The 22,737-nt window shown below is 65.5% G+C and carries 18 protein-coding genes; 11 read left to right on the forward strand and 7 right to left on the reverse strand.

Annotation, left to right across the window (positions count from 1 at the left end):
* Window positions 1-21: 21 nt before the first annotated feature.
* On the forward strand, window positions 22-3,804 hold the full coding sequence (locus OIE68_RS24875) for a multifunctional oxoglutarate decarboxylase/oxoglutarate dehydrogenase thiamine pyrophosphate-binding subunit/dihydrolipoyllysine-residue succinyltransferase subunit (protein ID WP_327093509.1): 3,783 nt from the start codon (window positions 22-24) through the stop codon (window positions 3,802-3,804).
* 199 nt (window positions 3,805-4,003) lie between these two features.
* Here the strand turns inward: OIE68_RS24875 and OIE68_RS24880 are convergent, their stop codons facing one another.
* Together OIE68_RS24880 and OIE68_RS24885 are read right to left on the reverse strand one after the other, a co-directional pair.
* The gene (locus OIE68_RS24880; protein ID WP_327093510.1) at window positions 4,004-5,647 is read right to left on the reverse strand and encodes an alkaline phosphatase D family protein; all 1,644 of its coding nucleotides are present in this window, start codon (window positions 5,645-5,647) and stop codon (window positions 4,004-4,006) included.
* Window positions 5,648-5,781: 134 nt separating this feature from the next.
* Window positions 5,782-6,417, reverse strand: coding sequence for a TetR/AcrR family transcriptional regulator (locus OIE68_RS24885; protein WP_327093511.1), 636 nt, complete (start codon window positions 6,415-6,417; stop codon window positions 5,782-5,784).
* 68 nt (window positions 6,418-6,485) lie between these two features.
* Here OIE68_RS24885 and OIE68_RS24890 point away from each other — a divergent pair, with 68 nt between their 5' ends.
* The 4 genes from OIE68_RS24890 (at window position 6,486) to OIE68_RS24905 (ending at window position 11,834) form a co-directional block, all read left to right on the forward strand.
* A complete protein-coding gene (locus tag OIE68_RS24890) occupies window positions 6,486-8,024 on the forward strand; it encodes an NAD(P)/FAD-dependent oxidoreductase (RefSeq protein ID WP_327093512.1) in 1,539 nt (512 codons plus the stop codon).
* A gap of 23 nt (window positions 8,025-8,047) precedes the next feature.
* Window positions 8,048-8,905 carry an SDR family NAD(P)-dependent oxidoreductase gene (locus OIE68_RS24895; RefSeq protein WP_327093513.1) on the forward strand — a complete coding sequence of 286 codons (858 nt, stop codon included), beginning with the start codon at window positions 8,048-8,050 and terminating at the stop codon, window positions 8,903-8,905.
* A 27-nt stretch (window positions 8,906-8,932) separates the two neighbouring features.
* On the forward strand, window positions 8,933-9,859 hold the full coding sequence (locus OIE68_RS24900; RefSeq protein ID WP_327093514.1) for an alpha/beta hydrolase: 927 nt from the start codon (window positions 8,933-8,935) through the stop codon (window positions 9,857-9,859).
* A gap of 184 nt (window positions 9,860-10,043) precedes the next feature.
* The gene (locus OIE68_RS24905; protein ID WP_327093515.1) at window positions 10,044-11,834 is read left to right on the forward strand and encodes a long-chain fatty acid--CoA ligase; all 1,791 of its coding nucleotides are present in this window, start codon (window positions 10,044-10,046) and stop codon (window positions 11,832-11,834) included.
* Window positions 11,835-11,892: 58 nt separating this feature from the next.
* Here OIE68_RS24905 and OIE68_RS24910 read toward each other — a convergent pair whose 3' ends face one another.
* On the reverse strand, window positions 11,893-12,759 hold the full coding sequence (locus OIE68_RS24910; protein WP_327093516.1) for an alpha/beta hydrolase: 867 nt from the start codon (window positions 12,757-12,759) through the stop codon (window positions 11,893-11,895).
* 88 nt (window positions 12,760-12,847) lie between these two features.
* Here OIE68_RS24910 and OIE68_RS24915 point away from each other — a divergent pair, with 88 nt between their 5' ends.
* Both OIE68_RS24915 and OIE68_RS24920 read left to right on the forward strand, forming a co-directional pair.
* Entirely contained in the window at window positions 12,848-13,405 is a 558-nt protein-coding gene (locus OIE68_RS24915; RefSeq protein WP_327093517.1) for a CGNR zinc finger domain-containing protein, read from the forward strand.
* Between the two features lie 57 nt (window positions 13,406-13,462).
* A complete protein-coding gene (locus tag OIE68_RS24920) occupies window positions 13,463-15,097 on the forward strand; it encodes a molybdopterin-dependent oxidoreductase (protein WP_327093518.1) in 1,635 nt (544 codons plus the stop codon).
* A gap of 115 nt (window positions 15,098-15,212) precedes the next feature.
* On the opposite strand, the gene OIE68_RS24925 is transcribed toward OIE68_RS24920, so the two are convergent.
* The 3 genes from OIE68_RS24925 to OIE68_RS24935 form a co-directional block, all read right to left on the reverse strand.
* Window positions 15,213-16,694 (reverse strand): DHA2 family efflux MFS transporter permease subunit, encoded by a 1,482-nt coding sequence (locus tag OIE68_RS24925; protein WP_327093519.1) that lies wholly within the window; start codon window positions 16,692-16,694, stop codon window positions 15,213-15,215.
* A gap of 66 nt (window positions 16,695-16,760) precedes the next feature.
* Window positions 16,761-17,444, reverse strand: a complete 684-nt coding sequence (locus tag OIE68_RS24930) for a PadR family transcriptional regulator (RefSeq protein WP_327093520.1) — start codon at window positions 17,442-17,444, stop codon at window positions 16,761-16,763.
* A 217-nt stretch (window positions 17,445-17,661) separates the two neighbouring features.
* On the reverse strand, window positions 17,662-18,624 hold the full coding sequence (locus OIE68_RS24935) for a glycine betaine ABC transporter substrate-binding protein (protein ID WP_327093521.1): 963 nt from the start codon (window positions 18,622-18,624) through the stop codon (window positions 17,662-17,664).
* A 147-nt stretch (window positions 18,625-18,771) separates the two neighbouring features.
* Here OIE68_RS24935 and OIE68_RS24940 point away from each other — a divergent pair, with 147 nt between their 5' ends.
* From OIE68_RS24940 to OIE68_RS24955, 4 genes are read left to right on the forward strand one after another with little or no spacing between them, the layout of a single operon-like run.
* Window positions 18,772-19,719 carry an ABC transporter substrate-binding protein gene (locus OIE68_RS24940; RefSeq protein WP_419150796.1) on the forward strand — a complete coding sequence of 316 codons (948 nt, stop codon included), beginning with the start codon at window positions 18,772-18,774 and terminating at the stop codon, window positions 19,717-19,719.
* A gap of 8 nt (window positions 19,720-19,727) precedes the next feature.
* Window positions 19,728-20,876 carry an ABC transporter ATP-binding protein gene (locus OIE68_RS24945; RefSeq protein ID WP_327093522.1) on the forward strand — a complete coding sequence of 383 codons (1,149 nt, stop codon included), beginning with the start codon at window positions 19,728-19,730 and terminating at the stop codon, window positions 20,874-20,876.
* Window positions 20,873-21,535, forward strand: coding sequence for an ABC transporter permease (locus tag OIE68_RS24950; RefSeq protein WP_327093523.1), 663 nt, complete (start codon window positions 20,873-20,875; stop codon window positions 21,533-21,535). Before OIE68_RS24945 ends, OIE68_RS24950 begins: the two co-directional genes overlap by 4 nt.
* Window positions 21,532-22,248, forward strand: coding sequence for an ABC transporter permease (locus tag OIE68_RS24955; protein ID WP_327093524.1), 717 nt, complete (start codon window positions 21,532-21,534; stop codon window positions 22,246-22,248). Before OIE68_RS24950 ends, OIE68_RS24955 begins: the two co-directional genes overlap by 4 nt.
* A 3-nt stretch (window positions 22,249-22,251) precedes the next feature.
* Here the strand turns inward: OIE68_RS24955 and OIE68_RS24960 are convergent, their stop codons facing one another.
* The gene (locus OIE68_RS24960; RefSeq protein ID WP_327093525.1) at window positions 22,252-22,689 is read right to left on the reverse strand and encodes a MarR family winged helix-turn-helix transcriptional regulator; all 438 of its coding nucleotides are present in this window, start codon (window positions 22,687-22,689) and stop codon (window positions 22,252-22,254) included.
* Between the last annotated feature and the right edge of the window lie 48 nt (window positions 22,690-22,737).

Raw genomic sequence — 22,737 nt, forward strand, 5'->3', positions numbered from 1 at the left:
CGTCGCAGCGCGAAGAACGAAATGAGGCGAACACCTGCTGTGAGCAGCTCAACTTCCCAGTTCGGACAGAACCAGTGGCTAGTCGATGAGATGTATCAAAAGTACAAACAGGATCCATCTTCCGTCGATGAAAGTTGGCACGAGTTCCTCGCCGATTACACGCCCGAGATCCCGGGTGATTCAGGTAACAGCGCCGCGCCAGCGGCCGCGCCCGCGCAGGTGGCCACCCCGGCACCGGCCCCCGCGCCGGTGAACGCGGCCCCCGCCGCTGCGGCCCCCGCTCCGGCAGCGCCCGCACCCGCCGCACCCGCCGCACCCAAGCCTCCCGCGCCCGCGAAGCCCACCACCCGTGCGCCGCAGACGACGCCCGCGCCGACCTCGAATGCCGCGCCCACCTCAGGCGCGCCGAAGCCCGCCGACACCGCTGCCGACGAGGCAAAGGTTTTGCGCGGCCCGGCCGCCGCCGTGGTCAAGAACATGTCCGCGTCGCTGGCCATCCCGACCGCGACCAGCGTGCGCGCCATTCCGGCGAAGCTGATGATCGACAACCGCCTGGTCATCAACAACCACCTGGCCCGCACCCGCGGCGGCAAGATCTCCTTCACCCACCTGCTCGGCTACGCGATCGTGCAGGCGGTCAAGTCGTTCCCGAACCTGAACCGGCACTTCGCCGAAATCGACGGCAAGCCGAACTCGGTCACTCCGGCACACACCAACCTCGGTCTCGCCATCGACCTGGCGGGCAAGGACGGCAACCGCTCGCTGGTCGTCGCGGCCATCAAGGGCTGCGAGGCCATGACCTTCGGGCAGTTCCACACCGCCTATGAGGACATCGTGCGCCGCGCCCGCGACGGCAAGCTCGGCATCGACGACTTCACCGGCGTCACCATCTCGCTGACCAACCCGGGCACCATCGGCACCGTGCACTCGGTGCCGCGGTTGATGCCGGGCCAGGGCGCGATCGTCGGCGCCGGCGCGATGGAGTACCCCGCCGAATTCCAGGGCATGAGCGACGAGCGCATCAACGAGCTCGGCGTCGGCAAGTTGATGACCCTGACCTCGACCTACGACCACCGCATCATTCAGGGCGCGGAGTCCGGCGACTTCCTGCGGACCATCCACAACCTGCTGATCAGCGACGAGTTCTACGACGAGATCTTCCACGGCCTCGGCGTGCCCTACGAGCCGGTGCGCTGGCGCAAGGATGTCAAGGAACGCGGCGTCGACAAGAGCACCCGCGTGCTCGAGATGATCGCGGCCTATCGCAACCGCGGCCACCTGATGGCCGACACCGATCCGCTGCGGTTGGTCAAGGACAAGTTCCGCAGCCATCCGGACCTCGATGTCACCCAGCACGGCCTCACCCTCTGGGACCTGGACCGCACCTTCGATGTCGCGGGCTTCCATGGCCAGGAGCGGATGAAGCTGCGCGATGTGCTCTCGGTGCTGCGCGATGCCTACTGCCGCCACGTCGGTGTGGAGTACACCCACATCCTGGAAACCGAGCAGTTGCAGTGGATTCAGGAGCGGGTCGAGCAGAAGCACGTCAAGCCGACTGTCGCACAGCAGAAGTACATCCTGAACCGGTTGAACGCGGCCGAGGCCTTCGAAACCTTCCTGCAGACCAAATACGTCGGGCAGAAGCGCTTCTCGCTCGAGGGCGCCGAAACCGTCATCCCGATGATGGACGCCACCATCGACCAGTGCGCCGAGCATTCGCTCGACGAGGTCGTCATCGGTATGCCGCACCGCGGTCGCCTCAATGTGCTCGCCAATATCGTCGGCAAGCCGTACTCGAAGATCTTCACCGAGTTCGAAGGCAATATGAACCCGGCCGCCACCCACGGCTCCGGCGACGTGAAGTACCACCTCGGCGCGCGCGGCACCTACCTGCAGATGTTCGGCGACAACGAGATCGAGGTCTCGCTGACCGCCAACCCCTCGCACCTCGAGGCGGTCGACCCGGTGCTCGAGGGTCTGGTACGCGCGAAGCAAGACCTTTTGGACAAGGGCGACGGGCCGGAGGGCTTCTCCGTCATGCCGCTGATGCTGCACGGTGACGCCGCATTCGCGGGTCAGGGTGTGGTGGCGGAGACGCTGAACCTGTCGGGGCTGCGCGGTTACCGCGTCGGCGGCACCATCCACATCGTGGTGAACAACCAGATCGGTTTCACCACCGCACCGGAGAACAGCCGCTCCACCGAATACTCCACCGATATCGCGAAGTTCATCGGTGCGCCGATCTTCCACGTGAACGGTGACGACCCGGAGGCCTGCGACTGGGTGGCGCGTCTGGCGGTCGACTTCCGCCAGAAGTTCCGCAAGGACGTCGTGATCGACATGATCTGCTACCGGCGTCGGGGCCACAACGAGGGCGACGACCCGTCGATGACCCAGCCGTACATGTACGACGTCATCGACACCAAGCGCTCGGTGCGCAAGGCGTACACCGAGAGCCTGATCGGCCGTGGCGACATCTCGCTCAAAGAGGCCGAGGACGCGCTGCGTGACTACCAGGGTCAGCTGGAGCGGGTCTTCAACGAGGTTCGCGAGCTGGAGAAGTACGTCCCGGAGCCGAGCGAATCGGTCGAGGACGACCAGCAGGTGCCGGCTACGGTCGTGACTGCCGTGGACAAGACCGTGCTGCAGCGCATCGGCGACGCCTTCCTCGGTGTCCCCGAGGGCTTCAATGTGCACCCGCGCGTCAAGCCGGTGCTGGAGAAGCGGCGCGAAATGGCGTACGAGGGCAAGGTCGACTGGGCCTTCGCCGAGTTGCTCGCCTTCGGCACGCTGATCGATGAGGGTCGCGCGGTGCGCCTGACCGGTCAGGATTCGCGTCGCGGCACCTTCACCCAGCGCCACTCGGTGATCATCGACCGCAAGACGGCCGAGGAATACACCCCGCTGCACAACATCGGCAGCTCCAACCCGGGTTGGTTCGCGGTGCACGACTCGGCGCTGAGCGAATACGCCGCCGTCGGCTTCGAATACGGCTACTCGCTGGGCAACCCGGACGCACTTGTGTTGTGGGAAGCGCAGTTCGGTGACTTCGTCAACGGCGCGCAGTCCATCATCGACGAGTTCATCTCCTCCGGTGAGGCCAAGTGGGGTCAGCTGTCGGAGGTCGTGCTGCTGCTGCCGCACGGTCACGAGGGTCAGGGCCCGGACCACACCTCCGGTCGCATCGAGCGCTTCCTGCTGCTGTGCGCCGAGGGCTCGATGACGGTCGCCGTGCCGTCCACCCCGGCGAACTACTTCCACCTGCTGCGCCGCCACGCACTCGACGGCATCCGCCGCCCGCTGATCGTCTTCACCCCGAAGTCGATGCTGCGCAATAAGGCCGTGGTCTCGGACCTGAAGGACTTCACCGAATCGAAGTTCCGCTCGGTCTTCGACGAGCCCACCTACGAACAGGGCGTCGGCGACCGCAACAAGGTCAAGCGCGTCCTGCTCACCAGCGGCAAGCTCTACTACGAGCTGGTCGCCGAAAAGGCCAAGCAGAAGCGCGAAGACGTCGCCATCGTGCGCATCGAGCAGCTCTACCCGCTGCCCAAGTTCCGCCTCAACGAGGCACTGGCTGGTTATCCGAACGCGACGGATATCGCCTGGGTCCAAGAGGAACCGGCCAACCAGGGCGCCTGGCCCTTCTTCGGCCTGAACCTCCCGGAACTCCTCCCGGAGCGGTTCACGAAGTTGCGCCGGATCTCCCGCCGCGCCATGTCGGCTCCTTCTTCGGGTTCGTCGAAGGTGCATGCCGTGGAGCAAGCCGAAATCGTGGGCGAGGCCTTCGAGCCGACCGCGTAGTTTTCGCTGACCGAACGCCGGGCCGAATCCGCTCTTACTCAGAGTGATTCGGCCCGGCGTCGTTCGTACCTGACTTCGGGCAGACGCGTACGCTCGCGGCGAGTAGCGCGCGGCAGCGTTGCCGTAGCTTCTGACGATTCGGGGCCGCACTGCTCGGCTCTCCGGACATCGACGACCGCCGCAGCAACAAACCTACGGCTTACCGCGGTGCCGGACCTGCCGTTCGAGGATCAGCGGCCTGATCGGTGTGCTCGCTGGGGCGCGATGTCTCAACCACACCCGGGATCCGGTCTTGCACAACGAAACTCGCGCGGGTGCGGATCGGGGCGCCGGGGCGGCGAACATAGGGGACGACGCGGAAGTCGGTGCGCCACACCGAATGGTCGAATTCCACTCGGACGTATCCGCGTTGGGAGTTGAAGAATTTCATATCCGGGTTGGCGACAAGGAGGTTGCGGCCGGTGGGGTTGACATCGGTGCCGTCGCCGCCGGTTGTTATCGATGTGCCGGTGAATTCGGCTGCTACGACGGGGGATTCGGGGGTGGTGTAGTCGGGCCGGAGGTCGGCGGCGTAGTTGTGGTGGCGGTCGCCGGTGATGACGACGAGGTTGTGGATATCACGAGCGGCGGCGGTGGCGAGAACGGTGTTGCGGTCGGCTACGTAGGCGTCCCAGGCGTCGGTGCCGAAATTGGTACCGGGGCCGGGGTCATAGTCGGATTTCGCCATGGCCACCTGGTTGCCGAGGATCTGCCAGCGGACGGTGGAGTGGGTGAGGCCGTCGAGCAGCCAATTTCGTTGTGGTGCACCTAATATCGAGCGGTCGGGCGAGAGTCGGTCGGGACAATCGTCGCCGATATTGCCCTTACCGCAGGTCCCTCCGGTGCGGTATTGGCGGGTGTCGAGCATGGTGATGTCGGCGAGGTCGCCGAAGGTGTAGCGGCGGTGGATGCGCATGGTCGGGCCGGACGGCAGGGCCTCGATGCGCAGTGGCTGATGTTCGTACATCGCTTGGAAGGCGGCGGCTTTGCGGCGGCGGAACAGGGCGGGGATGCGGTAGATGTCGAGACCGAGGCCGGGGTTATCGGCGGACCAGTTGTTGTCGATCTCGTGGTCGTCGAAGGTGACGAGCCAGGGAAAGGCGGCGTGCGCGGCGCGCAACGGTTGTTCGGCCTTGGCCTGGGCGTAGCGCAGCCGGTAGCCGGGTAGATCGACCGCTTCAGCGGCCAGGTACGGCTCCACCGACATCCCCTCGCGGCCGCGGTTCCAGCCCCTTTCGTAGATGTAGTCACCAAGGTGCACAACCAGATCGAGGTCTTCGGCGCTCATATGCTCATAGGCGGTGTAGTAGCCGGAGGCCCACGATTGACAGGATGCGAACGCGAATCGCATGCGCGCAGTGGGCTGCCCGAGCGGCGGAGCCGTTCGGGTGCGACCGATCGGCGAAATTGCCGAGCCCGCGCGAAATCGATAGAAGTACCAGCGATTCGGCTCCAATCCGCGCACTTCGGGATGCACGGAATGCGCGAGTTCGCGCGTCGCGACCGCTGCCCCCCGGGCAACCACCTGCTGAAACTGTTCGTCGTGCGCGACCTCGTACTCCACGGTGACCGGATGCTGTGCCATCCCCCCGAGCCCGTCCGGCGCCAGCGGATCCGGCGCGAGCCGCGTCCACAACACCACCCCATCCGGCAGCGGCTCCCCCGAAGCCACCCCCAACGTGAACGGATCCCCCAACCACCGCGGCGCCCGAAACCGCCCACTGCTCGCCGCGGACGCCCCCACCAACACCGCAACCGATCCAGCGGTGCCGAACCGCAACAACTCCCGCCGCGACAGACCCATACGTCAGGGTATCCCCACCAACGCCCCCACCCGCCTGCCGAAGCACGCTGACGTCGAGCACACCAATTCGTGGCACTCCGCAGCGGACATCTTCCAGGAGTGCTCAATCGAGCGAATCGCCCACAGTCCGCAGATCACCCACGCAGGGCGGCGGCCAGTGCGGGATTCAGCGAAAGTGCCACGGCGAGTAGGGATTCGACCAAGAGGTCGACCAACTGCTCGCGGGTGATTATTTCGTGGCGGAGCCAGGTGAGAGTAGTTTCCTCGACGAAGGCGATCCAGCCGCGCATGGCGAGGATGAGGCGAGGACGGTCGGCGTCCGGAATGTCGACGGGCACTTCGGTCAGGATGATGTCGATGATGACGTTGCGGGTCTGGTCGACGAGCGGAAGCACCTCGGCGCTCACGCTGGCCGGGCCGCGCAGCAGCGATACGTACGAATTGCGGTTCTCGCCGACGTACTCGATGTAGCGCTCGATCGAATCGCGCAGCATCTCGAATACGCCGAGGGTGCGGTCGGGTGCGACGCGCTCCAGTAGCTCGGCATTGGCGTGGCGGACTATCGCCAGTTGGAAGTCCTGTTTGGTCGGGAAGTAGTGGAAGAGCAGGCCGCGGGAGATCCCGGCTTCCCCGGCGATTTCGGTGATCGAGATGTCTTCGATGGCGCGGTCCCCGAGCATCTTGGCGCCCAGGGTGATCAGTTGTAGACGGCGCTCTTCCGGGCTGAGCCGGGTGCGCTTGACAGTTTCTCCGGTGCCTCGACTACTCACGGGCCCATCTTACTGAACGCTGCTCAATACTGTTGACTCATGCTCAATAGGACCGTAGTCTGGATTATATGAGTCGCAAGGTTACAGACAAAGCTGTCGGCAACCGGCCAGCCCGCCACGTCAAGACCATCATCATCGGCAGCGGTTTCGCTGGTCTGGGCCTGGCGATCCGGTTGAGCAAGCAGGGCCGCAACGATTACCTCGTGTTGGAACGCGGCAGCGATGTCGGCGGCACCTGGCGCGACAACACCTACCCGGGCGCGGCCTGTGATGTGCCGTCGCACCTGTACTCGTACTCGTTCGCGCTGAACCCGAATTGGTCGCGCTCGTTCTCCAAGCAGGGCGAGATCCAGCAGTACATCCAGGGCGTCGCGCGCGAGTACAACGTGCTCGACAAGCACCTGTTCAACTGCGACGTGACCGCGGCCCGCTGGAACAACGCCACCAACCTGTGGCATATCGAATCGACCCGGGGCAGCTTCACCGCCGACACCGTGGTGTCCGCCGTCGGCGCGCTGTGCGAACCCGCGCTCCCGGATATCAAGGGCGTCAACGGTTTCGAGGGCGAGATCTTCCACTCCGCCCGCTGGAACCACGACGCCGATCTGACGGGCAAGCGCGTCGCCATCATCGGCACCGGAGCCTCGGCCATCCAGATCGTGCCGTCCATCGCCGCACAGGTCGCGCACCTGGACGTCTACCAGCGCACCGCGCCGTGGCTGCTTCCCCGCATGGACCGCCCGTACACCCTGCCGGAGCGTCTCGCCTTCCGGCACATCCCGGGCTTCCAGCGACTATCCCGCGCCGCCATCTACGCCGCGCGCGAAACCCAGGTCGTCGGCCTCGCCAAGGTTCCGGCACTGATGCAGGCCTTCGAGCTGATCGCCAAGGCCAAGCTGCAGCTGGAGATCCGGGATCCCGAGCTGCGCAAGAAGGTCACCCCGAACTTCCGGATCGGCTGCAAGCGCATGCTGATCTCCAACGACTACTACCCGGCGCTGACCCGCCCGAATGTGGACGTGGTCACCGACGGCATCGCCGAGGTGCGCGCGAATTCCATCGTCACCAAGGACGGCACCGAGCGCGAAATCGACGCACTCATCGTCGCGACCGGCTTCCACGTCACGGATTCGCCGACCTACAACGCCATCTCGGGCAAGGACGGTCGCACGCTGGCGGAGGTGTTCGACGAGATCGGCCAGCAGGGCTACAAGGGGTCGGCCGTCGCCAACTTCCCTAATATGTTCTTCCTGCTCGGCCCGAACGTCGGCCTCGGCCACACCTCGATGGTGTACATGATCGAATCCCAGATCAACTACATCGCCGACGCTCTCGCCACCGTCGATCGCCTCGGCCTGCGCACGGTCGAGGTGAAGCGCGCGACGCAGGACGCCTACAACCAGGATCTGCAGGGCAAACTGGTGAAGAGCGTGTGGAATACCGGCGGCTGTGCCAGCTGGTACCTGGACAAGCACGGCAACAACACCACACTGTGGCCGGACTTCACCTTCGAATTCCGCAGGCTGACCAAGAATTTCGACGTGTCCGCGTATGAAACGACGACCGTCGACACCGCACGAAACGATCTGAAAGTGGTGGCACAGTGAATACCGCATCGCGAAGCGATTCCGTGAGGGGTGGCGGTCGGGCGACGGGTGGGCGCAGTGACGCTTACTTCAAGGGCAAGGTCTGTGTGATCACCGGGGCGGGTTCCGGCATCGGCCGCGCCCTCGCGGAGAACCTGGCCAGGCGCGGCGCCAAACTCGCGCTCTCCGATATCGATACCGACGGCCTGGCCGAGACGGTGCGCCGCTGCGAGGCGTACGGAGCCGAAATCAAATCCGACCGGCTGAATGTGGTCGAGCGCGAAGCGGTGCTGCTGTACGCCGACGCCGTAAAGGCGCACTTCGGCAAGGTGCACCAGATCTACAACAACGCGGGCATCGCCTACCACGGCGAGGTGATCCGCTCGGAGTTCAAGGACATCGAGCGCATCATGGACGTCGACTTCTGGGGCGTCGTCAATGGCACGAAGGCCTTCCTGCCGCTGCTGATCGAATCCGGCGAGGGCCACGTCGTCAATGTCTCCAGCCTGTTCGGCCTGATCGCGGTCCCGGGCCAGAGTGCATATAACGCAGCCAAATTCGCGGTGCGCGGGTTCACCGAATCGCTGCGCCAGGAGATGCTGGTCGGCAAGCATCCGGTCAAGGTGACCTGTGTGCACCCCGGCGGCATCAAGACCGCCGTCGCCCGCAACGCCACCTATGCCGAGGGCATCGACAGCCAGAGTGCCGCATCGCTGTTCGACAAGAAGCTGGCCATTCACACACCGGAAATGGCCGCGCAGACCATTACCGAGGGCGTCCGCAAGGGACACGGTCGCGTGCTGATCGGTTGGGAGGCCAAGGTGCTCGACCTGTTCGTCCGGGTCACCGCCTCCGGCTACCAGCGCATCGCCGCCGCGGTGAACCGTCCCTTCCTACCCTGAACCAGCGCAGGGAATCGAGGAAAACCTATGCGTGACATCAACATTCCGCTACCCGTCGCGCGAGCGCTGCTGAGTCCGATTTTCCGGGTCTCACTGAACGCGCGACTGCCCTGGCAGATGCAGCGGCTGCTGCTCGATATCGGTTCGCGCGCACAGTTTTTGCCATCGGGCACAACCGTGCACCGGCTCAGGCTAGGCGGGCGACCCGCGGAAAGAATCACCGCAGGCTCGGCCAGGCCCAATCCGAACGCAGGCGCGGTGCTCTACCTGCACGGCGGCGGCTACGCGGTCGGATCGCCGGCGACGCACCGTTCGCTGGCCGCCCGGCTGGCGCACGAAACCGGCTGCACCGTCTATGTTCTCGACTACCGACTGGCGCCGGAGCACCCGTTCCCGGCCGGACTCGAGGACGCCGAATCGGCATTCCTGGAACTGGTCGGCAATATCGGTTACCGCCCCGAACAGATTGCGCTGTCGGGTGATTCGGCGGGCGGCGGGCTATCGCTGGCCACCGCACAGCGGCTCATCGCCGAACACGGCTACACCCCGGCCGCGCTCGGCCTGATCGCACCGTGGGTGGATCCGAATCAGGTCCCGGACAAGTTCCGCGATCTGGTGATCAACCGGCCGTGGTCGCGCGCATGCGCCGCGGCCTATCTCGGCGACGGGGACGGCAAGGACACCGGCTACGCACCGCTGCACGGTGAACTGCGAGGTTTGCCGCCGACGTATGTACAGGTCGATGTCAGCGAACTGCTGCATGCGCAATGTGTGGAGTTCGTCGCCGCGCTGCGGACAGCGGGTGTGCATGCCAGGTTCACCGAGAGCAAGGGGCTATGGCACGTCGCGCAACTGCAGGCCGCGCTGGTCGGACCGGCCGCGGCGGCGCTGACCGAATTGGCCGATTTCCTACGGGAAGCCATCCAGCCGGTCACGCTGCGCGACATAGGATAGAGAGTGCCTCACCTGCGCTCGTTCAAGCGCGTGAATACAAAATCGACGCCGCCCCGCCCGGGCCCGGCCGGACGCTGACCCGTCCGCCGATGTCGAACCGGCCCGGTTTTCCGGTGGCCGGAGTGACGTCCCGGTCACAGGTGTCGTAGATTACTGGCGAGTAAACCCACGTGGAAGGGCACTGATGCGAGAGTTCGAAGCCCCGGCTTCCTACACCGTCCCGGAAGATGCGAACAATTCCGATAACGTCTTCCGGCATGCCGAGCAGTCGCCCGGCGCGGTGCTGTTCAACGTCACCGAAGGTGGCGGCTGGCGGGAAATCAAGGCCGCGGAATTCGCCAAGACGGTCACCGATGTGGCCAAGGGCCTCATCGCCTCCGGTCTCGAGCTCGGCGATCGCGTCGCCATCATGGCCCCGACCCGCTACGAGTGGGTGCTGCTCGACTTCGCCATCTGGGCCGCCGGCGGTTGCACCGTCGCCATCTACGACAGCTCGGCCGCCGAACAGGCCAAGTGGATCCTGCAGGACTCCGCCACCAAGCTGCTGGTGGTCGACAGCGATAAGCACCGCAAGGTCATCGATGAGATCGAGGCGGGCGCGCTGCCGGATCTGAAGGAGACCCTGCAGATCGACAAAGGCGCCGTCGACGATCTGATCGCGCGCGGCGCCGACCTCGAGGACGCGACCGTGCACGCGCGCCGCGCCGAGGTCAATGCCAAGTCCCCGGCCACCCTGATCTACACCTCGGGCACCACCGGCCGCCCCAAAGGCGTCATGCTCTCGCATTCGAATCTGTACGCGGAGTCGAAGTCCGACCGGATCGCGCTGAACAGGTACGTCGCCGAGGGCAAGAAGACGCTGATGTTCCTGCCGCTGGCGCACGTGTTCGCGCGTGCCGTCACGCTGGCCGCATTCGACGCCAAGGTGATCGTCGCGTTCACCGCCGACTGGTCCACCTTGGTCGAACAGTTCGGCAGCTACCGCCCGCACTTCATCCTCGCGGTGCCTCGCGTGTTCGAGAAGGTGTTCAACAGCGCCAAGCAGAAGGCTCACGACGGCGGCAAGGGCAAGATCTTCGACGCGGCCGCCGATACCGCCATCGCCTACAGCCAGGCCCTCGACAACGGTGGTCCCGGCCTGGTACTCAAGCTCAAGCACACGGTTTTCGACAAGCTCGTCTACAGCAAGCTGCGGGTCGCGCTCGGCGGTCAGTGTGAGGCGGCGGTCTCCGGCGGCGGACCGCTCGGTGCGCGCCTCGGCCACTTCTTCCGCGGCGTCGGCGTCACCATCTACGAGGGTTACGGCCTCACCGAGACCACCGCGGCCGTCACCGTGAACACTCCCGGCAATATTCGCGTCGGCTCGGTCGGCAAGCCGATCGAGGGCCATGCGGTCAAGATCGCCGAAGACGGCGAACTGCTGCTGCGCGGATCGGTTGTCTTCAACGGTTACTGGGGCAATGCCGAGGCCACCGAGGAAGCGTTCACGGACGGCTGGTTCAAGACCGGTGACCTGGGCGCTGTCGATGGCGACGGGTACGTCACCATTACCGGCCGCAAGAAGGAAATCATCGTCACCGCGGGCGGTAAGAACGTCTCCCCCGGTCTGATGGAGGATTCGCTGCGGGCCCACCCGCTGATCAGCCAGGTAATGGTGGTCGGCGACGGACAGCCCTTCGTCGGCGCGCTGATCACCCTCGATCCGGAGGCCCTGCCGGGCTGGAAGGAACGCAACAACCTGCCCGTCGAGACCCCGATCGAGCAGGTGATCGAGAATCCGGCGCTGGTCGCGGAGATCAATGCGGCGGTCGCGGATACCAATAAGAAGGTCTCGCATGCCGAGGCGATCAAGAAGATCCGCATCCTGCCCGTCGACTGGACGCAGGAGACCGGTGAGCTGACGCCGAAGATGTCGCTGAAGCGGGCCGTGGTGATGAAGCAGTACGCGTCCGAGGTGGAGAAGATCTACAGCTGACGCTGATTTTGCGAGGCGCCGTCCGCGAGTTGCGGGCGGCGCCTTTGCTTTCGGCTGGTCACCTGGTCCGATCCAGGAAACCGGCGATGAGCGGCGCGATCTCGGATAGGTGTGTCTCCAACGCGAAGTGGCCCGTATCGAAGACGTGCAGCTCGGCGTCCGGGAGGTCTGCGAGATAGGCGTGCGCGCCGGGCTCGGGGAAGAAGGGGTCGTTCGAGCCCCAGACGATGAGGGTAGGCGGGGTGTACTTGCGCAGCCACTGCTGCCATTCGGGGTAGGCAGCGACATTCGACTTGTAGTCGAAGGCGAGGGCTGCCTGGGCCTCTTTGCGGCCGGGCAGGTCGAGGAAGTACTGATCCAGGATCCACGATTCGGGGCTGAGCACGGTCGGGTCGGGGACGCCCTGCTCGTACTGGCCGCGGGTTCCTTCCAGTGTGAGCAGACCGCGAATCGTGTCTTCCGCTCCTTCGTCCTCGGGCCGCAGTGCGGTGAAGTCGCGAGCGAGGTCCGACAGTCCCGCCTCGTAGGCATTGCCGTTCTGGACTATCAGGCCGTTGACCCACTCGGGGTGGCGCAGCGCGATGCGGAAGCCGACCGGAGCGCCGAAATCGAAGACATACATGGCGAACTCGCGCAGTTCCAGCCCTTCGACGAAACCCTCGACGACATCGGCCAATCGCTCGAACGAGTAGTCGAAATCGGCTGGTGCGGTGGTGTTTCCGAAGCCCGGGTAGTCCGGGGCGAGCAGCCGGTACTGCGCGCCGAGCACATCGAAGAGCCTGCGGAACTGGTGCGAGGCCGACGGAAAACCGTGCAGCAGCAATAGCACCGGAGCGTCCGCGCGGTTGGGGACCGATTCGCGGTAGTGGACCTCGACGCCGTCGACATCGATGTGGCGGTGGTGGATGGCCGGCAACTCGATCATGGCTTCACATGCTTTCTTTACGTGATGTTGCATTAGTTCTAGCCTATCGACTCCTAATGTGTCAACTGCTCCATGTAGCATTAGAGCCATGAGTGAAGCTCTGCTGATCGGCGAGCCGTTGGCGTTGGACCTGGTCAATACCCGGCCGACCGATGTCGATCTGCTGGCAACCCCGGAGGACCTCGCGAATTGGCTTGCGCTGCAGGCCGAACGGCACCCGGAGCTGGCGGTTGCACACCCCACTTCCGCCGACCTCGCCGCCGTTCATTCGGTGCGCGACCACAGCAGCGCCGTCCTCGACGCACTGCTCCACGATCGTCGCCCACCCATCGATGCATTGCGCGAACTGAATGCCGCACAGGCCGCCGCGCCCGCGATCCGACAGCTCGAGTGGGGCGGCGATGCGGTGATCGCGACCGTGCGTCGCACTGGCACGGCGGCAGAGAGGCTGGCCGCCGTCCTGGCCGAAGCCGTCGCCGACCTGCTCACCGATCCATCGATTGGCAAGCTGAAGCGCTGCGAGGCCGACGACTGCGTTCTGCTGTTCCTGCCCGCACACCCGCGCCGTCGCTGGTGCTCACCCGAACGCTGCGGCAACCGGGTCCGCGTCGCCCGGTACTACCAGCGGCACAAGTCCGCGGACTGACGTTCACGTCACCGAATGGTCATACTCCCCGACCGCACTCGGCAGTAGGCTCGGACCATGGCTGAACTGCGCTTTCGGGTGGCGGCCGGCATTGTCGCCGCCGGTCTGGCACTCGGCGCGTCCGAGCTCGTGGCCGCCTTCGTCGGCCCCGACAGCGCACCCCCCAACGCTCTCGGCTCCACCGTCATCGACCACACCCCGGACGGCCTGCGCGAATGGGTCATCCAAACCTTCGGCACCAATGACAAGACCCTCTTGTTCGTCTGTATGGCACTCGTGGCGGTGCTGGTCGCCGGATTCATCGGAGCCATCGAACGAACAGATCACCCGCGAGGGTCCTGGCTCCTGGCCGCCCTCGGCCTGCTCACCGCGGCCATCGCCTTCGGCCGCACCGGACTCTCCGCCGCCTGGCCCACCGTAATCGGCGTCGCCGCAGGCATTTACGCCCTCCGCATCCTGACCTCCCGCATCGACGACGCAGCGGCCGCCGCGCCGGTGGGCGTCGCACCGAAGGCCGCATCCGGCGGCGAAACGGTCACGGCTGAAGAACTAGCGTCGAGCAGCGCAGGGACGGCGGCCCGTTCGACCGCAGCGGCGGCCGAGAAGGAACCTTCGGCTTCGGGGGCGCAGCGGCGACAGGTGTTGCGGGGCATTGCGATTACGGGTGGGCTGGCGTTGCTCAGTGGGGTGGGCGGGCGGCTGATCGGGGCACAGCGGCGGGATGTCTCCGGTGAGCGGGCGGCGATTCAGTTGCCGGAGCCGAGTGGGCCAGCCGTTTCGCTCGCACCCGATGCGGATTTGAAATTGCCGGGGCTGACGCCGTATCTGACGTCCAATAGCGACTTCTATCGGATCGATACCGCGCTGATCGTGCCGCAAGTATCCGTTGACGATTGGTCGTTGCGGATCCACGGGATGGTGGATCACGAAATCCAGCTCAGCTGGGACGATCTCGCCAAACGCACGCCGGTCGAGACACTGGTGACGCTGGCCTGTGTATCGAATCCGGTCGGTGGCGATCTGATCGGCAATGCAAGCTGGCGCGGCTACCGCTTGGGCGAGCTGCTCGCCGAGGCCGGACCCCATCCGGATGCCGATATGGTCCTGTCGCACAGCATCGACGGCTTCACCGCGGGCAGTCCGCTGGCCGTACTCACCGACGGCCGCGATGCACTGCTCGCCGTCGGCATGAACGGCGAACCCCTCCCGGTCGCACACGGCTATCCGGCCCGACTGGTCGTTCCCGGCCTCTACGGCTACGTCTCCGCCACCAAATGGGTGACCGAACTGGAGATCACCCGCTTCGACCGGGCCACCGCCTACTGGACCCGTCGCGGCTGGTCCGCCTACGGCCCCATCAAAACCGGCACCCGCATCGACACCCCGCGCGCCCGCGCCGAACTGCAACCGGGCCGCACCGCTATTGCCGGCGTCGCCTGGGCCCAACACCGCGGCATCCGGGCCGTCGAAGTCCAAATCGACGACGGCCCATGGCAACCCGCCCGCCTGTCCACCGAGCAATCCATCGACACCTGGCGCCAATGGGTCTACGAGTGGAACGCCACCCCGGGCCCCCACACCATCCGCGCCCGCGCCACCGACGGCACCGGCGAAACTCAAACCGAAGCCCGCGCCCCCGTAGTCCCCGACGGCGCCACCGGATATCCATCCACCACTGTCACCGTCGGCTGAAGCGGAGACGATCATCGATCTGCCGATCCGGCGCGGTTCGACTGGAGTCGACTCGCCGAACTGATCCGCTGACGAGTGTGCCCCGTGCGCGAATTACGCACGGGGCACACAGAACTCAGACGCCGACGGTGTCGGCCTTGGCCAGGTTGGTCTTCGGGCCGGATGCGGCGGATTGGCCGTGCCGGATGAAGAGGGCCGAGGCGATTACACCGATCAGGAGGATGCCCGCGGGGAGCAGGATGGCTTGGCTGAGGGCGGTGCTGAAGGCGTCCTTGACGAATTCGGGGATGGGCCCTTGGCCCGCACCGCCTTCGGAGACCTTGCCGCCGCCGAGGCCATTTGCGCTCATGCGGGACGCGACCAAAGCGCTGATCGCGGCGCTACCGAGTACCGAACCCACCTGACGGGTCGTGTTGTAGACACCCGCACCCGCACCGGCCAGCTGGACCGGCAGGTTGTGCGTGGCAGTGGAAGCCAGTGGCGCCCAGATGCAGGCGTTGGCGAAACCGGCCAGCGCGCCCGAGAGCATGAACCACACCAATGAGGAATGCGGTGTCATCACTGCGGCGAACCAGAAGATCGAGGCCGAGAATCCGATGAATCCGATGGTCGGCACGAGACGCGGGTGCAGCCTGTCGGAGACCTTGCCGATGATCGGCGCGAAAACGCCGGTGACGATCGCCATCGGGGCGAATGCCAAGGCGGACTTGGTCGGTGACAACTCCCGCACCGCCTGCAGGTAGAAGTACGCCGGCACCATCAACGAGGTGACCGCGGCGCCCATGGCCGCGATGGCCACATTCGACATCGCGAAGTTGCGATCACGGAACAGCCCCAATGGCAGCAGCGGCTCACCGGTATTGCGCGACTGATTCACCAGGAACACCGCGAGCACAACAACACCCGCGCCGATCATCAGCCAGATGCGCAGCGACCAGTCGTAGGTATTGCCCTCCTGGATACCGAAGACCAGCAGGAACAGACCGATACCGCTCAGCACCACACCCGGGATATCGAACTTGTGCTCATGCGTCGGCAGCACCGGAACCAGCCAGACCGCGAACGCGAACGCGACGATGCCGACCGGAACATTGACGATGAAGATCCACTCCCAGCCGAGCCCGTCGACCAGCACACCGCCGAGGATCGGGCCGACCAGCGTGGCGAGACCCGCGACACCGCCCCATAGACCCATGGCCGCACCGCGTTTATCCGGCGGGAAGGTCCTGGTGATCACCGCCATAGTCTGCGGCGTCATCAGCGCGGCGCCGAGCCCCTGGACTGCCCGCGCGGCGATCAGCATGGCGATCGATCCGGACAGACCGCACCACAGCGAGGCGGCGGTGAATACGGCCAGACCGATCAGGTACAGGTTCTTGGGCCCGTAGCGATCGCCGAGCCGACCGGTGACCAACAGCGGCACCGCATAGGTCAGCAAGTACGCGCTGGTCACCCAGATGACCTGGGAGATGTCGGCCTGCATATCCTTCATGATCGCCGGATTCGCGACCGCGACGATGGTCATATCCAGCAGGATCATGAAGAAGCCGACGACCAGCGCGGCCAGCGCTAGCCACGGATTACGTTGTGTGGTCATGGATTTGGTTCCTATCTCGGATGTCTGTTCCGGAGGGCGTGCGCACACCGGTACACATCAGGGCGGTCACGCACTGGCCTCGTTCCAGCGGCGCGGCACCGGGGGTGGTTCGGAATGTTCCTGGTCGGACCAGGGGTGCTGATGTTCGGTTATGCGGGCGCCGGTGGCGGGGTCGAATTCGTCCCATTCCATCTCGCCGCTGTCCAGTTCGGAGATCAGGTTGCCGACCCACGCAATCTCGGCGGCGATGGTGGCATGCAGGTACGGGAGCACGATCCAGTAGCGCCGCGGCACGGCGTGTATACCTGCCCACTGGCTCATCATGTCGATATCGGCGAGGTCCTGCGCCAATCGCTCGACCCGCTCCCGCAGTAGCGCGAGCACTTCCGGCGCGGGCAGGTTGTGCGCTTCCGCGAGCGCGACCGGGAATACCGGGTATTCCCGCCCGGGATTGCGCAGGATCTCGGCGACCCGGGAACGCAATGTCTCCCGGCCGCTTTCGGTGATCCGGTAGGTGGTTCGCTCCGGCCGATTCCCGTCCCGGTCGACTCCCTCGGCCTGCACCATTCCTTGGTCGGCCAACCGCGTCACCGTGTGATACAGCGAGCCCGGCCGCACCTTCACCAAGATGTCCTCCCGACGGGCGATCAGCAGTTGATACGCCTCGTAGGGATGCATGGGCCGCTCGTCGAGCAGCGCGAGCACGGCGATCGCCAATGGCGTCACCGCCAGGCGCGCGTGCTGCCCCATTTTCGGTCACCTCCTGCACAACGCTCGTGGATGCGAGATCGAATTCCCGGAGCACGATAGCCACGGCCACCGACATACTCCGCATCAAATACTCCACGTGGAATATACGGTGCGGAACAGTCCGCCCACAAGACCGCAGTATCGAACGGAAATGTGATCGGCGACATAGCAAACGGCCCGAGCGTAATCGCTCGGGCCGTCGTGACCAGATGATTTGCTAGAGCGCGTGGTTGTCCAACCAGGTGCGCGCCACCTCCGCGGCAGCGGCACCTTCACGGACCTTGCGGATCATCTCCGCCAACTCATCGGTCGTGAGCTCACCCGCGACGTAGTTCAGCTTCTTGATCTGCCGATCATCCAGCAGACCTTTGCGGTAGACCGCAAGCACATTCTCGGCTCGCACCGCGTAGTCGTTATCGGCGAGGACCGTCAGCCCATCGGTCGCACCGGGGGTCAGCACGGGCGGACCGGTCAGGATTCCGGCCTGGATTTCGCCGTCCAGCAGTGCCTTTCGCAGCGCAGTCGCGTCGGGATAGGGCCTGGTACCGGCGAAGTCACAACCGGCAATCCGCACGGGCGCCGCCGTTTGCAGCACACCCGGCACCGACGCCACCCCCGCCTGGATTTCGCCACAGCGCGGTGCGAGCGCGCCGAGCGACCGGACCTCCTTGCCCGCGGCTTCGGTCAGCAGCACCCGGGCTCGCATATCCGTGCCGTCGGCCGGATCGGAGACCGCCAGCCCTTCCGGCAGCGACCGGTTCAACTCCTCGGTCACCGACAGCCGAACGGGTGCGGACTTGTCCGCCACCTCGGTCGTCACCTCGGGCTTACGCGCCTGCGCATCGGCATTCAGGAAGGTGAGCAGTTCGCCGCTGTGCTCGCCGACCACCGTCACCGTGCCCGCATCCAGTGCGGCCAGATAGTCCGCCCGACTACCGAGATCGGCGGTGACCGAGGTGCGCGCACCGGTCCGCGCCAACGCGCCCGCATAAATTTGCGCAAGCAGATTTGATTCCATCGAATCGCCCGCGCCGACCGCTATCGTCGGGCCCGGATTGTCGCTTCCACAGGAAACGGCCAGCCCGACGGCCGTGACGACCACGATCCGTGCGAGCATCCGCCTCGACGCGGCCAACCCCATCCGGCGACACCAACCTTCGGTAGTGAACAGGAACTGCATGCAGCGGGCAATATGAACAACCAGAATGTACCGGGTGGCCGTGCGAGCACGGCTTCTCGCACCGCCCGTCATGCCGGAAGGACTCCAGTGAAAACCACGATCAACCCCGATGCCGCGCGGCACGGGCGGTTCGCGCTGCGGCTGACGCTGCGCGCCGCCCGCATTCTCGTCGCCGCCGCGGCACTGGCCGCCGCCATGATCCTGTCCGCCTGTGGTAACTCCGATCCGCTTGCGGCCAAGGGCAATTGCGACGGCGACGGGCTGACCGTCGGCTCGGCGAACTTCCCGGAATCGGAAACGGTCGCGAATATCTACGCGGAAGTGTTGCGCGCCAACGGATTCAATGTCGACACCAAACTCAATATCGGTAGCCGCGAAGCGTATATCCCGGCACTGCGCCAGTGCGCGATCTCGGTGATTCCGGAGTACAACGGCAACCTGCTGCAGTACTTGGACAAGAACGCCACCGCGACCAGTTCCGCCGATATCGACGCCGCCCTCACGAAGGCACTGGGTTCCACGGGTTCGGGCTCCGATCTAGCCGTCGGCACCCCAGCCCCGGGCCAGGACTCGGACGCGGTCGTGGTCACCAAGGCCACCGCGGAACGCTGGAACCTGCACAGCATCGCCGATCTGGCCGCACATTCGGCCGAGGTGAAATTCGGTGCGCCCGCCGAATTCCAAGAGCGCGCAGGCGGTCTGCCCGGTCTGAAGAAGAACTACAATCTGGATATCGCCGCGAACAATTTCGTGCCGATCGCGGACGGCGGCGGACCCGCGACGGTGCGCGCATTGGTCGAGGGCACGGTGACCGCGGCCAATATCTTCACTACCTCCCCGGCGATCGCGCAGAACAATCTGGTGGTCCTGGAGGATCCGAAGCACAACTTCCCCGCCCAGAATGTCGTGCCGCTTTTCAACTCCGCCAAGAAGACCGATAAGGCGCTCGCCGCGCTCAACGCGGTCTCCGCGAAACTCACCACCGACGAACTGCTGAAGCTCAACGAGGCGGTCTCCGGTAGCAGCAAGACCGAACCCAAGGCCGCAGCACAGCAATGGGTCGCCGCCCAAGGGCTGAACAAGCCCACCGGGTAGGAGCCAGCGTGTCCGATATCGAATTCAGCCGTATCAGCAAGACCTATCCGGACGGCACGCACGCTGTCTCCGAACTCGATCTACACATCGAATCCGGTTCGTTCACCGTCTTCGTCGGACCGTCGGGCTGCGGCAAGACCACCTCGATGCGCATGATCAACCGGATGATCATTCCCAGTTCGGGCACCATCACCGTTGGCGGCGCGGATATTTCGACGGTGAATCCGGTCAAGTTGCGGCTCGGTATCGGATACGTGATCCAGAGCGCCGGACTCCTGCCGCACCGCACCGTCGTCGACAATGTCGCGACCGTACCTGTGCTGCAAGGAGTTCGGCGTCGCGCGGCCCGCGCGGCGGCACTCGAGGTGCTGGACCGGGTCGGGTTGGACCGATCGCTGGCCAACCGGTATCCCGCGCAACTCTCCGGCGGCCAGCAGCAGCGGGTCGGGGTGGCCAGGGCACTAGCCGCCGACCCGCCGGTGCTTTTGATGGACGAACCGTTCAGCGCGGTCGATCCGGTGGTGCGCGAGGAGTTGCAGGCCGAAATGCTGCGGCTGCAAGCGGAATTGCGCAAAACCATCGTGTTCGTCACCCATGACATCGATGAGGCGGTGAAACTCGGTGACCGGATCGCGGTATTCGGACCGGGCGGCGTCCTACAGCAGTACGACGAACCACAGCGCGTACTGGCCGCGCCCGCAACAGATTTCGTGGCGGGCTTCGTCGGACGCGATCGCGGCTATCGCGCACTGTCGTTCCGCAGTGCGGATAGCCTGACACTGCACGAGATTCACACCGCGACCGAACCCGAACTCACCGAATTGCGGCTGGACCCGGGCGAATGGGTATTGGTGGTCACCGATTCCGGTGTTCCGCGCGGGTGGATCGATGTCACCGGCGTAGAGAGCATTCGAGCCGGGCGGGCATTGCACGACAGCATCGCCGCGGGCGGCTCGCTCTTCCCACCGGACGGCGACCTCCGGCAGGCGCTGGACGCGGCGATCTCCTCACCGTCGGGAATCGGTGTCGCCGTTGACGATTCCGGTGCCGCTCGCGGCGGTATCCGGGCTCCCGAGGTGCTCGAGCAGCTCGCCGGGCAGCGCACGCTGGAGGACGACGAGCGCAATCGGCATTTCTTCGAAACCGAAAACGTATGAAGTATCTGATCGACAACTTCTCCGAGATCATGGGTTTCACCAGGACCCATCTGTATCTCGCCTTGGTGCCGCTACTGCTCGGGCTGATCATCGCGATTCCGGTGGGCGCGTTGGTGCGCCGGATCTCCTGGCTGCGGCGCGTCACGGTGACGGTGGCCAGCCTGTCGTACACCATTCCGTCGCTGGCCCTGTTCGTGATTATTCCGCCGCTGGCCGGGATTTCGACCATCGATCCGCTGAATGTGATCATCGCGCTCACCGTGTATTCGACGGCGCTGCTGGTGATCGCGGTGCCGACGGCACTGGACTCGGTGTCGCCCACCGTCATCGACGCCGCCGACGCCGTCGGCTTCAGTTCGCTGCGGCGCACCGTGACCGTCGATATGCCTTTGGCCATACCGGTTTTCGTCTCCAGCCTGCGCGTTGTGGTGGTCACGAATATCGCCATGGTTTCGGTCGGCGCGCTGATCGGTGTCGGCGGGCTCGGCAAACTCTTCACCCAGGGCTATCAGCGCGACTATCCGGACGAGATCGTCGCGGGCATCATCGTGACGCTGGCGCTGGCCTTGATCTTCGACCGCCTGGTGTACGCCATCGGACGCTGGGCGACCCCGTGGACGCGCGCGGACACCAGGACGGCGAAAGGCGCTGCGGCATGAACCTTTTCATCGATGCCTGGCACTACTTCACCGACGGCGCGAACTGGAGCGGCCCGGCCGGTATCCAACACCGCATCGCCGAGCACCTCTGGTACAGCTTCCTGACCGTCGTCGCCTCCGCGGCCGTCGCGCTCCCGCTCGGGCTGGTGATCGGGCACACCCGTCGCGGTTCCGCGCTGCTGGTCGGATTCGCCAATGCCATGCGCGCCCTGCCCACCCTCGGCCTGCTCACCTTCCTGGTGCTCGGCCTCGGACTCGGCCTGATTCCGCCGCTGCTCGCACTCGTCACGGTCGGCATTCCGCCGCTACTGGCCGGTGCCTACGCCGGAATCGCCAATGTTCCGGCCGATGTCGTGGACGCCTCACGCGCCATGGGCATGACCGAGCGCCAGATCCTGTTCCGCGTCGAGGTCCCCAACGCGCTGCCGATCCTGCTCACCGGACTGCGTGGGGCCACCCTGCAAGTTATCGCCACCGCCACCATCGCCGCCTTCGTCAACCTGGGCGGCCTCGGCCGCTACATCTTCGACGGCATCGCCGTCTACCGCTACGACCGGGTCCTGGTGGGAGCCCTGCTGGTCGCAGTCCTCGCCATGGTTATGGACGGCCTGCTGGCTATCGCGGTCTGGGTCAGCGCCCCCGGCACGGGCCGCCTGCGCCGCACCTCTCAGCTGCCCGTCACCCCTGCCGGAATCCTGCAGACCGCGGACTAGAGCTCAGGCATAGAGATCGGTGATCTCGCGCAGCCGGGCCAACGTCTCGCGCAGCTGCCGCATGCGCTGCGCACCGAGGTGCGTCGCCCACTCGGCCTCGATCCGGTCGGCGACGGAGTTCGCGTACGCCGCCATCTTCGCCCCGCGTTCGGACAGCACGACCAACCGCGCCCGACCGTCGCTCGGATCCGGCACGCGCTGCACATAGCCGGCGCGCTCGAGCTGATCGACCAGGAATCCGGCGGTCTGCTTGGTGACCTGGGCCTGCTCGGCCAATTCGGTCAGGCGGCTGCCATCGGGACCGATGCGCGCCGCGAGCCGCCCCTGGGCGACGGTGACGTCGTCGTATCCGGACTCGGCGAGATCGGCGAAGATCCGGTCCTCCATCGATCGGTGGGCAATGAACATCAGCAGGCCCACATTCATATCGTCGTCGGCCATCCCACTCCTTGACGTTGATCAGATAAGCTTACTATATTGGTAAGTCTA

Source organism: Nocardia vinacea, assembly GCF_035920345.1.
Lineage (GTDB): Bacteria > Actinomycetota > Actinomycetes > Mycobacteriales > Mycobacteriaceae > Nocardia > Nocardia vinacea_A.

What these genes read in the sequence shown, in the direction of transcription:
- OIE68_RS24875 (WP_327093509.1), top strand. Translation starts at nt 22, where the DNA reads ATGAGGCGAACACCTGCTGTGAGCAGCTCAACTTCCCAGTTCGGACAG.
- OIE68_RS24880 (WP_327093510.1), bottom strand. Translation starts at nt 5,647, where the DNA reads ATGGGTCTGTCGCGGCGGGAGTTGTTGCGGTTCGGCACCGCTGGATCG.
- OIE68_RS24890 (WP_327093512.1), top strand. Translation starts at nt 6,486, where the DNA reads ATGAGTCGCAAGGTTACAGACAAAGCTGTCGGCAACCGGCCAGCCCGC.
- OIE68_RS24900 (WP_327093514.1), top strand. Translation starts at nt 8,933, where the DNA reads ATGCGTGACATCAACATTCCGCTACCCGTCGCGCGAGCGCTGCTGAGT.
- OIE68_RS24905 (WP_327093515.1), top strand. Translation starts at nt 10,044, where the DNA reads ATGCGAGAGTTCGAAGCCCCGGCTTCCTACACCGTCCCGGAAGATGCG.
- OIE68_RS24910 (WP_327093516.1), bottom strand. Translation starts at nt 12,759, where the DNA reads ATGATCGAGTTGCCGGCCATCCACCACCGCCACATCGATGTCGACGGC.
- OIE68_RS24915 (WP_327093517.1), top strand. Translation starts at nt 12,848, where the DNA reads ATGAGTGAAGCTCTGCTGATCGGCGAGCCGTTGGCGTTGGACCTGGTC.
- OIE68_RS24920 (WP_327093518.1), top strand. Translation starts at nt 13,463, where the DNA reads ATGGCTGAACTGCGCTTTCGGGTGGCGGCCGGCATTGTCGCCGCCGGT.
- OIE68_RS24925 (WP_327093519.1), bottom strand. Translation starts at nt 16,694, where the DNA reads ATGACCACACAACGTAATCCGTGGCTAGCGCTGGCCGCGCTGGTCGTC.
- OIE68_RS24930 (WP_327093520.1), bottom strand. Translation starts at nt 17,444, where the DNA reads ATGGGGCAGCACGCGCGCCTGGCGGTGACGCCATTGGCGATCGCCGTG.
- OIE68_RS24935 (WP_327093521.1), bottom strand. Translation starts at nt 18,624, where the DNA reads ATGCAGTTCCTGTTCACTACCGAAGGTTGGTGTCGCCGGATGGGGTTG.
- OIE68_RS24950 (WP_327093523.1), top strand. Translation starts at nt 20,873, where the DNA reads ATGAAGTATCTGATCGACAACTTCTCCGAGATCATGGGTTTCACCAGG.
- OIE68_RS24955 (WP_327093524.1), top strand. Translation starts at nt 21,532, where the DNA reads ATGAACCTTTTCATCGATGCCTGGCACTACTTCACCGACGGCGCGAAC.
- OIE68_RS24960 (WP_327093525.1), bottom strand. Translation starts at nt 22,689, where the DNA reads ATGGCCGACGACGATATGAATGTGGGCCTGCTGATGTTCATTGCCCAC.